The sequence below is a fragment of the Microcystis sp. 0824 genome (assembly GCF_003112475.1).
GTDB lineage: Bacteria > Cyanobacteriota > Cyanobacteriia > Cyanobacteriales > Microcystaceae > Microcystis > Microcystis aeruginosa_C.
Map to the genome: position 1 here is coordinate 207,280 of NZ_BDSM01000050.1, position 12,945 is coordinate 220,224.

General features: G+C 43.0%; 10 protein-coding genes and 1 pseudogene. 7 read left to right on the plus strand and 4 right to left on the minus strand.

Translation table 11 applies throughout. The annotated features are described in order from the left end of the window. Positions 1 to 50 precede the first annotated feature (50 nt). Positions 51 to 1,730, minus strand: a complete 1,680-nt coding sequence (locus tag N0824_RS17230; RefSeq protein ID WP_108937641.1) for an AarF/ABC1/UbiB kinase family protein — start codon at positions 1,728 to 1,730, stop codon at positions 51 to 53. Between the two features lie 193 nt (positions 1,731 to 1,923). After that, on the minus strand, positions 1,924 to 3,435 hold the full coding sequence (crtH, locus tag N0824_RS17235; protein WP_108937642.1) for a carotenoid isomerase: 1,512 nt from the start codon (positions 3,433 to 3,435) through the stop codon (positions 1,924 to 1,926). Positions 3,436 to 3,816: 381 nt separating this feature from the next. On the opposite strand from crtH, the gene N0824_RS17245 reads away from it, so the two are divergent. Then, on the plus strand, positions 3,817 to 5,721 hold the full coding sequence (locus tag N0824_RS17245) for a nucleoside-diphosphate sugar epimerase/dehydratase (RefSeq protein WP_108937643.1): 1,905 nt from the start codon (positions 3,817 to 3,819) through the stop codon (positions 5,719 to 5,721). Positions 5,722 to 6,054: 333 nt separating this feature from the next. On the opposite strand, the gene N0824_RS17250 is transcribed toward N0824_RS17245, so the two are convergent. Continuing rightward, complete coding sequence (locus tag N0824_RS17250; RefSeq protein ID WP_002784873.1) at positions 6,055 to 6,243, minus strand: hypothetical protein; 189 nt, start codon at positions 6,241 to 6,243, stop codon at positions 6,055 to 6,057. Positions 6,244 to 6,446: 203 nt separating this feature from the next. On the opposite strand from N0824_RS17250, the gene cobW reads away from it, so the two are divergent. From cobW to N0824_RS17280, 6 genes and pseudogenes are all read left to right on the plus strand, one after another. After that, complete coding sequence (cobW, locus tag N0824_RS17255) at positions 6,447 to 7,481, plus strand: cobalamin biosynthesis protein CobW (RefSeq protein ID WP_108937644.1); 1,035 nt, start codon at positions 6,447 to 6,449, stop codon at positions 7,479 to 7,481. Positions 7,482 to 7,654: 173 nt separating this feature from the next. Beyond that, complete coding sequence (locus N0824_RS17260) at positions 7,655 to 9,706, plus strand: M3 family metallopeptidase (protein WP_108937645.1); 2,052 nt, start codon at positions 7,655 to 7,657, stop codon at positions 9,704 to 9,706. Between the two features lie 175 nt (positions 9,707 to 9,881). Next, positions 9,882 to 10,106 carry a hypothetical protein gene (locus N0824_RS17265; protein ID WP_002744271.1) on the plus strand — a complete coding sequence of 75 codons (225 nt, stop codon included), beginning with the start codon at positions 9,882 to 9,884 and terminating at the stop codon, positions 10,104 to 10,106. After that, entirely contained in the window at positions 10,093 to 10,338 is a 246-nt protein-coding gene (locus N0824_RS17270; RefSeq protein WP_108937646.1) for a type II toxin-antitoxin system mRNA interferase toxin, RelE/StbE family, read from the plus strand. The genes N0824_RS17265 and N0824_RS17270 overlap by 14 nt, the downstream gene beginning before the upstream one ends. Before the next feature lie 167 nt (positions 10,339 to 10,505). Continuing rightward, positions 10,506 to 10,688 (plus strand): annotated as a pseudogene (locus N0824_RS21795) (ATP-binding protein); the annotation flags it as partial. Positions 10,689 to 11,130: 442 nt separating this feature from the next. Then, positions 11,131 to 11,940, plus strand: coding sequence for an SDR family oxidoreductase (locus tag N0824_RS17280; protein ID WP_004163364.1), 810 nt, complete (start codon positions 11,131 to 11,133; stop codon positions 11,938 to 11,940). Between the two features lie 61 nt (positions 11,941 to 12,001). Here the strand turns inward: N0824_RS17280 and N0824_RS17285 are convergent, their stop codons facing one another. After that, positions 12,002 to 12,868 (minus strand): 6-carboxytetrahydropterin synthase, encoded by an 867-nt coding sequence (locus tag N0824_RS17285; protein ID WP_108937659.1) that lies wholly within the window; start codon positions 12,866 to 12,868, stop codon positions 12,002 to 12,004. Positions 12,869 to 12,945 lie beyond the last annotated feature (77 nt).

Below are 12,945 nucleotides of genomic sequence, written 5' to 3' on the forward strand. Positions count from 1 at the left end.
GCAATTAGATATTTAATTATAACCACTTACTTAATCAAGATAATAATTATTTACTTTTCTAAGATTTTATCTAATCTTTCCTGAATCAATAAAGCTAGGGAAGAACGCAGAACAAATAAACCAAATAACCCCGCTAGACTGAAGGGAATAATAGCTAGTTTACTATAGTTAGTGTTTAATAAAAATATGGCTGAGATAATACTAAATCCCAATAGACAAACATTAATTAATATTTTAATTGCCAGATAAATTTTTTTCAGAATTCGTTCATTTTCGCGTGACTTAACTTGAAAAACTAAATTTCCTCGCTCGATCTTTTCCTCTAATTGACGGATCATTCTCTCGTTTTTATTACCTTTTTGCCATTGTTGTTTAAGAAAAGTACGCGCTTGATTAGCTAGGGTAAGCATAGTGTTGGTAGTTCCTCCAGATACTGCTAGACTTTTCACAAAAGGTTGACTAGCTGCTAATAAATTATACTGGGGATCTAAAGAGCGAGCAATCCCATCCAAAGTGGTGACAGATTTAATAATAAAAGTCATTTGGGGAGGTAAGCGAAAGGGTTGCTGTTTAAACATTAAATACACTTGATCGCTAATTTGTTCAAATGCCCTCACATCTACCGGTTTATCACGAAATTCATCCAAAAGAAACTGCAAGATATTTCGCACGGGTTGCAGATCTCTAACGGGTTCAATTAACCCCATATACACCAGAGTTTTTAAGACTGTTTCCGTATCCTTTCTCAAGACAGCGAAAAAGGTTTCGATCATTTGATCTTTAGCGACGGATTTTACCTCGAACATCGTGCCGAAATCGTAGAAAATTAACTCCCCTTCCTGACTAACTGCCATATTACCCGGATGGGGATCCGATTGGAAAAAACCATCCTGTAATAGTTGTTTGAGATAGGAACAGATCCCCAGTTGAATAATCCCATCTACGTTGATACCATTAGCTAGTAAAGTCTCTCGATCATCTACTTTAATCCCCGGCACATACTCCAAAGTTAATACCTTGCGGGTGGTATATTGCCAGTAAACTAAAGGGACTTTTACCTGGGGATAATTCTTAAAATTTTCCCGAAAGCGATCAGCATTTTTGCCCTCATGAATATAATCGATTTCTTGAAAGAGTAGTTCAAAGAATTCTTGATAGATAGCTTCTAAATTATATTTTTTCACCACGGAGAAAATATTTAACCAACGGGTGAGACGATGCAACACTTCAAAATCGAGATTAAATAGTCCTTCTAGATTCGGTCTTTGTACCTTAATAACGACTTCTTCCCCACTTAATAACCGCGCTCGATGCACTTGTCCTAAACTGGCACAAGCGAGGGGAGATACGGTAAAACTTGCAAATAAATTATCTAGGGTTTGTCCTAATTCTGTTTCAATAACTCGGATCGCTTCTTTACTATTAAATTCAGGAACTCGATCCTGTAATTTGCTTAATTGTTCGATATATTCGAGCGGAATTAAATCTGCTCGCGTCGATAAAGATTGTCCAATTTTAATAAAAGTTGGCCCCAAATTCATGAGGCGATCAACTAACCATTTCGCTCTCCTTTGCCGTTTTTTGCCCCTATTAGCCCCTGTTAAACGATCCCAGAGCAAAAAAGTCAAAAACTGCATTGTAAAGCTAAATATCTCCAATTGACGAACAATCGGTGATCGCAAGCTTTGCTGCCAATGTAGAGATTTCGGGGAATCAAAGGGAGTAAGCATCAGTTATCAGTTATCAGTTATCAGTTATCAGCAAAACCGATTTACAGCATTTCTCTTCAAGGTGAAGTATAAATTAAACCTTGCCGAAGTAAAAATTCCAGTCGCCAAAATGCAGCTCATCTATCTGAGAAACGCTGTCAATTATTCCCGAACCGTTTGCGAATTCGCTGGTAAAAAGCCTGATTTTCAGCTTTTAATCTCTGGGACGAGGTAAACCCAGATCTACCGCTAGACGATGACTGCAAGCAAAACCAGAAAAGGCCACCGCGTTTAATCCTTGACCGGGGAAGGTACTATCTCCCACACAATAAAGATTAGGAATAGCTGTGCGATTAAAGGGCATTCCTAATAAACCTAACAGTTTTCTTCGCGGTATCGGCCCGTAACTGCCATCGATTCTATTCAAAAAGCGGCGATGGGTGCGAGCCGTGCCAATTTCGATATAATCTAATCCTGTATCTAGTTTGGGAAAGAGTTTTTTCAGGCGCTCGATGAGACGATGAGCAGCGGCCTCTTTTTTCTGTTGATATTCTTGGGGGGGCAGTTTTTGCCATTGATCAATCCAGCTAGGGGTGAAAGTATGAATGATATGATGGTCCGGGGGTGCTAGGGAGGGATCGAGTAAGGTAGGAATAGAAACAAAGATAGTTCCCTGTTCTGCTTCCATATTTTCCCAATCTTCTAGTAAAATATGGTGACATTCGCTTCCTGATGGCAATACATCGGCCTTAACTCCCAGATGCAAACTCAGGAAACTGGGGGATTTTTGATAGCGTTTTTGCCATTTTTTTTCGCTACCCGGGAGAGATTCCGGGGGGAGTAGTTTCTCGAAGGTATCCCAACGGGTGGCATTAGAAACAATCTTTTTCGCGTAATATTCCTTACCATTGGTCAATTTTACCCCGATCGCCCGTCCTGCATCTAAAATAATCTTATTCACTCTCGCTTGATACTGGATTTCACCACCAGCTTTTTCCAATCCCGCGACTAACTTGAGAGCAATCTGTCCCACTCCTCCCCGGGGATAGTTAATTCCCCCGTAATGGCGATCGCTAAAGACCATTCCCGCATTAATCATCGGAGTGCGATCGGCGGGTACTACCGACCAACAATAACATTCCATATCGATAAATTTCAATAATTTCGGGTCTTTAATATATTTTCTGGCCACATCTCCCGCATTTTGGGGTAAATACTTGACCAATCCCAAACAGGATAAAGGATGCTGGAAAAAAACCCTAGTCAGATAGCGGGGTTCTTCCAATGATAGTAAATCCATACTATTGAGGCAATTAAACACCTGCCAGCATTCATCGTAAAAGCGCCGGATACCGGCTTTTTCTGCGGGAAAATGGCTAATTAATTCCTGTAAAAATTGTTCGTAGTCACGATGAACTTTTAGGTCTAATCCGTCCGGGAGATGATAGTGGATCTGGACGGGATCGGCAATGGTTTCGATACTCATATCCACCGCTGCTAAAGCCTTGGTTAGGAGGTTAGTCGTCCCCTTTTTGCCAAAACCAAAAATCATCGAAGCACCCACATCAAAACGATAACCCTCTCGTTCAAAATAACCCGCGCTGCCCCCCGGAATCAGATAACTCTCTAAAACTAAGACTTTTGCTCCTTTTGCCACTAATTGCGTCGCTGTCACTAATCCCCCGATTCCCGACCCAATCACGATCGCATCGTACTGATTACTCATAACTTTAGTTGATAAATTTTTGTGTCAATTCTTGATTGTAACCTTGACTAGCGGTGATTTATCGGCTAGTTTGCGGGAGCAGAAAATTTTTGGGGAGAGATGAAAAGTTGGTAAAAGGAAAAAATTCTGGACAAATCTGGCAACTTGACATAATTGGGTTTGGGTGATATCATCTTGCGGAAAGACAGGCAGCGCTACTGTTATAAAAAATATTGGCTCTTCTTGTTTCTGTGTGGAAGGGAGAAGAATAGGGGTAATTTTCCAGAAATATATTCTTCAAAGCCTTGCCTAGCAAGACTAATAAAAATAATAAGCACTGATTATCACACAAAGTCGAGAGGGGCCAAGTATTTACCTTAAGATTAATTAATCAATTGGATGATGTATAGAAAACTGGCGAACAATATCCTTAAATTAGCTAATTCCCTATCTAGGTCATCGAAGCGATCTCTTCTAATGATCACCGATTTCCTTGTTTTTTGTCTAACCATCTATCTAGCCTTCTCTCTCAGGTTGAATCTGAGCCTCGAATATCAGGAAATTAGAGCTTTTTTAGGGCAAATATTGGGATTAATTGCCATTAAAACTCTAGTTTTCTCTCTCAAAGGTATTTACAGTCCCGTAGTACGTTATACAGGCTTAGAGTTTCTTTCCTCCGTGCTGCAAGCAGTCCTCTATAGTTCAGGGGTTTTAATCAGTATTGCCTACTTTCAAGGGGATGCCTTTTTGCCGCGTTCAGTCCTGATTATCGACGCATTGTTAACCCTAGTATTGGTTATCGGGGTGAGATTGTTGATTCGTTCTGTCTTTCACCGTCTGAATATTTACGTCAGTAGTGTGGATAGGGAACCGACAATTGTTATCTATGGTGCGGGGATTGTGGGTTGTCAATTAGCACGTTCCCTACAAAATGACCCCCACTATCGTTTATTGGCCTTTGTTGATGATAATCCCAATTTGCAGCAGCGAGTTATCCAAGGCATTAGGGTTTACTCCCCCTCTCAATTAGCACTACTGCACCAAAAACAGGCTTTTGACTGGGTTGTTCTCGCTATTCCGAACCTAGACAAGGCCAGAAAGCGGCAAATCATCGAAAGTCTAGAAACTTTACCCATCGTCATTAAAACCGTCCCTCCCCTCTCAAAAATTTTATCGGGAGAAGCGACCATCAATCAGATTCGCAGTGTCGATGTCTCGGAATTATTAGGACGGGAAGAAATTCTACCCCATCCCGAACTTTTGGGAAAAAATGTCACTGGTAAAGCGGTGTTAGTCACCGGGGGTGGCGGTTCCATCGGTTCGGAATTATGCCGACAAATCGCCTTCCTCAAGCCAAAATGCTTGGTAATCTACGAATTAAACGAGTTTTCCCTCTACAAAATCGATCTCGATTTAAGTGAAAATTATAGGGATTTACGCAAGTATGCCTATCTAGGCAATGTTCTCGACCGCAATCATCTAGACCGGGTCATCCAACAACACCAGATCCAGACAATTTATCACACGGCCGCCTATAAGCACGTTCCCCTTGTGGAAGCCAATGCTAGTCAGGGGGTTTACACTAATGTTTGGGGGACCTTAAATGTCGCTCAGACCGCGATCGAGAATTCAGTTAGTAATTTAGTTCTTATTTCCACCGATAAGGCCGTCAGACCGACTAACATTATGGGGGCCAGTAAACGCTGTGCTGAGTTAGTTATACAAGCTTTGGCAGCTTTACCCGACACTTCCACCTGTTGCGCTATCGTCCGCTTTGGCAATGTTCTCGATAGTAGCGGTTCCGTGGTGCCGCGTTTCCGGGAACAAATCGCCCAACGTAAGAATATTACCCTCACCCATCGCGATATTATTCGCTATTTTATGTCTATTCCGGAGGCGGTGCGTTTGGTTATACAAGCAGGAGCCATGGCCCGAGGGGGTGAGGTATTCCTGTTAGATATGGGTGAACCGGTAAGAATTTACGATTTGGCCCTACAGATGATTCGTTTAAGTGGCTTGGAATTAGGGCAAGATATCGATATTGAAATCACGGGATTAAGACCGGGGGAAAAACTCTACGAAGAATTATTAATCGATACCGATAAAGCTCGTCCCACCGCTCACCCAAAGATTTTTTGCGCTAATGAACACTTTCTTGCTTGGGACAAATTGCCAATCAAATTAGAACAACTGCTTAATTATATTCAACTCAATGACCGTCAAGGCCTAGTTAAGTCCCTACAAGATTTAGTTCCTGAATACCGGCCTCCCCAGCAAATGGCAAGTAATTTGTCAAGTCAAAAGTGAAAGAAAGGAGTTTTAGCGAGTGCATCCCACATTTGCAGAAATACCGACAATTAGCAATTATCAGTGACTCTTAAATTAGTACAAAAATATGAACAATCGCGTGTAAGCATCCCACCGAAAAACTAATGCGCTCCGGGGTTTGGGCTCCAACGGGGGGTTTGGGTAGGGTTGATTCATGAATCAACCCTACTATCACTCAACCCTAGGGTTGAGTGATAAAACCGAAAGTAACGCCCAATTTTAGGAGAAAGTTTCCCCTTAAAAATCCCAAATTAGTAGATTTACAAAAATGAGATGCACCCGTTTTACCTCTCCTCTTTTTGACAAAATTTATTAATCTAACTGAACCGAATGCTCTTGTTTTAATTGCTTTTGGATAGTTTTTACCGTCTGCTCAATTTTATTGATCCCGCGAGAAGAAGGGCGATTTACTCTATCAGCTAGAGGAGAAGTTTGTTGAATAGCAATGCTTAAATAAAGGGGAAAAGCGAGGGTAAAGGCTAAAAAAAGACGTTGTAACATGATCCACTCCCACAAAAGTTTTTCAGCGATTATTCTAGCCGGCTGAAACTTTTACCAGAATAACGACTAACTAGGAAAATTTCAGCTAGTTTGTGACAGTCCGGCAATTGGTGGGGCAATCCTAAAGAATTAGCGATGAAACCCTCAACCCTAGACCGAGATTCTGATACATTGATCTAGAAACATGATCGATCGCCCTATCTATGCACAAAATTCCAGTTACTGTGATCACGGGTTTTCTGGGTGCGGGAAAAACTACCCTCATCCGTCATCTACTGCAAAATAATCAAGGCCGACGGGTGGCCGTTATGGTCAATGAATTCGGAGAAGTGGGAATTGATGGTGATTTGTTGAAAAGTTGTCAGACCTGCGATGACAACCCCAACGATAATATTGTGGAACTGACCAACGGTTGTCTGTGCTGTACAGTACAGGAAGAATTTCTCCCCACCATGCAGAAATTGCTGGAGCGACGGCAACAGTTGGATTGTATGCTGATCGAAACTTCCGGATTAGCTTTACCTAAACCTCTGGTTCAAGCTTTTCGCTGGCCAGAAATCCGCAACGGTGCCACGGTGGACGGAGTAATCACGGTGGTGGATGGTTTTGCTATCGCTAGGGGTCGTCTGGTGGCGGATTTAGACGCTTTAACGGCACAAAGGCAAGCAGACCCCAATTTAGAACACGAAACGCCCATTGAGGAGTTATTTGAGGATCAGTTAGCCTGCGCTGACCTGGTACTCTTAACTAAAACCGATCTCATCAGCGAAATTGAATTAGAAAAAATTATTAATTGGCTGAAAACGCAACTGCGATCAACGGTAAAAATAGTTACTTGTGCCGATGGACAAATTAGCCCCGATGTGCTATTGGGATTTAATGCCGCCGTCGAGGATGATTTAGCTAGTCGTCCTAGTCATCATGATCACGAGGAAGAACACGATCACGATGAGGATATCAATTCTGTGCAGTTTTGCCTCGATTCTCCCGTAGATGCCCGAATTTTGACCCAAAGGATTAAAGAATTGGTGGCCTTGGAAGAAATCTATCGGGTCAAGGGATTTGTTAACGTGGCCCATAAACCGATGCGTATGGTGTTACAGGGAGTCGGCGATCGCTTTGATTCTTTCTTCGACCGACCCTGGCAATCCACGGAAATGCGGCAAACTCGCTTGGTCTTTATCGGCCGCTCCCTCGATAGTCAGAGAATCGAGCAGGCCTTAACTAGGGTTTGCTGAAGAAGTTTTTCCTAGGGACAGGGTGTGGGGTACACCCCACACCCTACATCCCATACCCCACACCCCACACCCCACAGAAAAAGCTCCGGCAATCGATCGCCCGGATAGATGGTCGGGGATTTGGGTTAGGGTAGTAAAAGATACAGATTACCCACCCTTCCAGACCAAAAATTATGACGAACACCAGTAACCCGCTGCTTGCCGGTCAAGGATTACCGGCTTTTGACCAAATCCAACCCGGCCTGATTGTCCCTGGCATAACGCAACTTTTGCAGGAACTGGCCGGAGAATTAACCGATTTAGAAGCGCAGATTATCCCCACCTGGGAAAAATTGGTCGAACCCCTCACCCGGATCGAAGAACGTTTAAGCTGGAGTTGGGGGATTATCGGTCATCTGATGGGGGTAAAAAATAGCCCGGAATTGCGTCAAGCTTACGAAACCGTACAACCACAGGTAGTCGAGTTTATTAGCCGTTTAAGCCAAAGTAAACCCATTTATGAGGCATTCTCGTCCCTGCGCCAAGGAGAAAGCTGGGGGCAATTAGACGAGGCACAACAGCGCATTGTCGAAGCTTCCCTGCGGGATGCTCAATTGGCTGGGGTGGGATTGGTAGGGGAGAAAAAAGACAGATTTAACGCGATTCAACTGGAATTAGCCGAAATCACCACGAAATTTTCTAATAACATCCTCGATGCCACCAAAGCTTTTCAACTGAAACTAACAACCCCAGAAGATATCGCCGGTTTACCCCCTAGTCTCCTTAGTTTAGCCGCCCAAACCGCCCGGGGCCAAGGGGAAACTAACGCCAGCAACGAAACTGGCCCCTGGGTGATTACCCTCGATTTTCCCAGTTATTTCCCCTTTATGAAGTACAGCGATAATCGGGAATTGCGCGAAAAACTATATAAGGCCTACGTTAGTCGGGCTGATCTGGGAGAATTGGATAATAATCCCTTAATTGATCGCATTTTGCAACTGCGTCAGGAACAGGCCCATCTTTTAGGTTATAGTACCTACGCCGAAGTCAGTCTTGCCCGGAAAATGGCCAATTCTGTGGATGAAATCGAGAAATTGCTTGACAATTTGCGCCAAGTAAGCTATGAAGCGGCAAAACAGGATTTAGAGGCCTTAAAAACTTTTGCGGGAACCGACGATCTCAAGCATTGGGATATAGCCTATTGGTCAGAAAAACAGCGTCAGGCCAAGTTTAACTTTAGTGCCGAGGAATTACGCCCCTATTTCCCCCTACCACGGGTTTTAGAAGGCATATTTAGCCTCGCTAAACGGATTTTTGGGGTGGAAATTATCGCTGCCGACGGTAAAGCACCTATCTGGCATCCCGATGTGCGTTATTTCCAGATTAATGACGAAAAGGGCGAAAAAATCGCCTATTTCTACCTCGATGCCTACAGTCGTCCCGCCGAAAAACGCGGCGGCGCTTGGATGGATGTCTGTATCGGTCGCGCCAAAACCGGTGCCGAGGTGCGTTTACCTGTGGCTTATTTAATCTGTAATCAAACGCCTCCAGTGGACGGAAACCCCAGTTTAATGACCTTTGATGAGGTAACTACCCTATTTCACGAATTTGGCCACGGTTTACAGCATATGTTAACCACTGTGGATTATTCTGGCGCAGCGGGTATTAATAACGTTGAGTGGGACGCGGTGGAATTGCCCAGTCAATTTATGGAAAATTGGTGTTATGATCGCCCTACTTTAATGAGTATGGCCAAACACTACGAAACCGGTGAAACTCTCCCCGAACATTACTACCAAAAACTGCTTCTAGCTAAGAATTATATGAGCGGTTCGGCCATGCTGCGTCAGCTACATTTGTCTTTAGTAGATTTGGAATTACACCATCGTTATCAACCCAATGGCAGCGAAACTCCTAAACAAGTCAGACAGCGTTTAGCGGCAACGACGACGATCATTCCTCCCCTACCGGAAGATGCTTTCTTGTGTTCTTTTGGGCATATTTTCGCCGGCGGTTATGCGGCGGGTTACTATAGTTATAAATGGGCAGAAGTCCTCAGTGCCGATGCTTTTGCCGCCTTCGAGGAAGTGGGATTAGATAACGAAGAAGCAGTGAAAGCGATCGGTCGCCGTTTTCGCGATACTGTCTTAGCTATGGGGGGAAGTTCTCATCCTATGAATGTTTTTAAAGCTTTCCGCGGTCGCGAACCTAGTACCAAGCCTCTCCTCCGTCATAGCGGCTTATAAAAGTAGGGTGTGTTAGCGTAGCGTAACGCACCAAAAACTTTTCTTTGTGGTGCGTTACGGCAATATTTAGCTCTTGATTTTTTCCCTAAAAACAAGGGATTGTCTAACGCACCCTGCTTGACTATATTGTGATAACATATCGGGAAAAAAAGTTAACTAACAGGAGTAGACTTTAATGAGTATCGCATTTTTTCAAGATCTGATCGAATCGGTAGAGAGTCTATCCATTGAAGACCAAGATTATTTGTTTGAGCTAATTCGTAAAAGACGCATTGAGAAACGCCGGGAGGAGATGGCTAAAAATGGCGAAGAAACCTTAAAGTCTTTAGCAATGGGAACAGCAAAAAAAGGCAGTGCTGAAGAGATAATGGCTTATTTGTTAGAGGATGAAGAAGAATGAAAGCAAAAATCCTCAACTACAAAGCAAGGTATCAGAGGTTCTACATTTGTTAGAAGATAATCCCTTCACCCCTTCTTTAAAATCTCATAAGCTGACAGGTAGATTAGAAGGTTATTGGTTATGTTCTGTTAGTTACGATTGTCGTATTATTTTTACTTTTCGTCAAGATACTGATTCAGGAAAAACTTTAATTGTTATAGTTGATATTGGCAAACACGATCAAGTTTACTAATTTATCTCTTGAATTTGTTCTTTCTTATCAATTGTATAATTAGAGTGCGATATCGCCTACTTTTCTAGCGTGCGTTCCTGGAAATTTTTGGGTCTGAAACCCCTTAACTACTGTATATTTTTATTAAGAATTATCTGTCCCTTGTAACATTAACTCTTAATTCTTGAGGACTTTGGGATATTAATTTAATTAAACATATCTTGATAAATTTACTAAGAAATGGTCTCAAATATTGACCCCAAGGCAACCTCATAGAATTTAAGATTATTGTCGAATCCGAGCAGGTAGTCTTTAGAATTATCGATCGAGGGATTGGTATTCCCAGCCAAGATCAAGAACATTTATTTAAACTTTCGATTATTACCGACATTGAACAGCTAAATTGAGATCAACAATAGGGTGGCTCCACAATTTTTTTCCTGCTGCCCCCCTCTCCCCTCTCCCCTAGGGTTGATTCATAGTAGGGTTGATTCATAGTAGGGTTGATTCATGAATCAACCCTACCTCTCCCCTCTCCCTGCTCCCCTTCCATAGGATTGAGGATCACCCTGAGCGTTCATCCGATCGAGTGATTTTGCGGAAAAGTGTAAAAAAAGATTGCTGTTTGTAAAGACAACTGTTACCGTGGGTTCAAGAGTGCGCTTTGAAGGAGGAAAAATCCCATGCACCCTAACCTATCCATCTATCCCTCGATTGCTTCGCTACTTATGTAGGGCATGGATGCACAAATCAAAGATTTTAGAAGCAAAACCAATAAATTTCTGTACTGTTGCTTAAAACAGGAGTTTGATCATGAAATTACAGGGAAAAACAGCCCTAGTCACGGGGGCATCCCGGGGCATTGGACGAGCGATCGCCTTAGAATTAGCCCGACAAGGTTTAAGCAGAATTGTGATTGTTGCCAGAGATCAAGAGCGATTAGAAAAACTAGCGAAAGAAATTGAGTCCCTAGGGGTCATTGCCACACCTTTAGCCCTAGATTTAACCGAAAATGACCTTGTTAGTCCTTCAATTATCCGCGTTTGGCAAGAATGCCGTGGCATCGATATCCTCGTTAACTGTGCCGGTATTGCCCATCAAACCCCCTTTCTACGCTCGCAATTCTCGCAAGTGCAAGCAGAAATATCTTTAAATCTGATGGCCATGTACACAGTTACTCGCTTAATTGCCCGCCGGATGGCAATTCGGGGACAGGGAACGATTGTCAATGTTTCCAGCATGATGGGTAAAATTGCCGCTCCTAGCTTCGCTACCTACTCGGCCACCAAATTTGCCATTTTGGGTTTTAGTCAAGCTCTCAGGTCGGAATTACGGGAACATAACATCAAAGTTGTCACCCTCTTACCCTCTTTAACCGATACGGATATGGTGCGAGAATTGCAGTTATTTCGATGGTTAAAACCGATGAGCGCCGAAGAAGTCGCCCAAACTCTAATTACTGGGTTAAATAGGGAAAAAACGGAAATTGTCGTCGGTTGGCAAAGTCATCTAGCTCTTTGGTGTCAAAAATTGGCCCCGAAACTGCTTGAGAAAATTGTCGATTTAGCCTCTCCCTTACGTCAAAGCAAAGGAAAGCGAGGATGGCGAGAAGTGTTTAACTAGGGTTTAATTAAATCCATCAGGGTGAGCATGGCTCACCCTAATCACCTTCACCAACAGGCAATTAAACGGCTGTCAGGGTTTTTTCTAGAAGTTGTCGGGGAGCTTGAACCGAACCACGACAGTGGATTTCCGCAGAATTATTGGGACTTTCAATCAGTTTAACTTTATCTAATTCGGCTCCTAATTGGCGGATCCGTTCCTCCAATAGTTGAGCGATATATAAGGCAATATTTTCCGCGGTGGGAACCACTTCGGCAAAGTAGGGAATATCCTTATTTAAAAAAGCATGATCGAAGGGTTCCACTACCAATTCATCGACCGCTTTTTGTAAATCCCCTAGATCCACAATCATACCGGTGCGGGGATCAATTTCTCCCGCCACGGATACTTCTAGGTGATAATTATGGCCATGACCGTTTACCCTGGCGCATTTGCCGTAGATTTCCGAGTTTTGTTCGAGGGTTAATTGCGGTAAAGCCAAACGATGAGCGGCACTAAAATGGGTTTTGATAGTTAAAGTTGCTTCCATATCTTTTCCTTGATATTCTGCCCACAATTCGGGGTGTTCAAATAGTTGAATTTTGACCAATGGTAAATAGGGTGCTAATCTTTGCCAGATAACTCTAGCGATATTTTCTGTGGTGGGTAGGGTTTGCTGAAATTCCGGCCAGACTTGATTGAGATAGGAGTAGTCTAATTGACTGGTTATCTCTCGTTTAATTACCTGTTTCACGGTGGAGAGATTCTCCACCATGCCATAAAGATTGAGTTCTTTGTATAGGGAGACGTATAATTCGTAATTGTGACCATGACCGGGAAAACGGCTACCAAGACCAAAAAGTCTTTGATTTTCGGCTTCGTCCCATTCTGGTAGATAATAGCGATGGCTGGCTGAAAACCGCGCTCGACGATTGATGATGCAATCCATAAATGTGGGCGATCGATGACTTTGTAAAGTTACGTTAAGAGTAACCCTTTCTAGCATAAACCGGTTTTGTCCCCTCC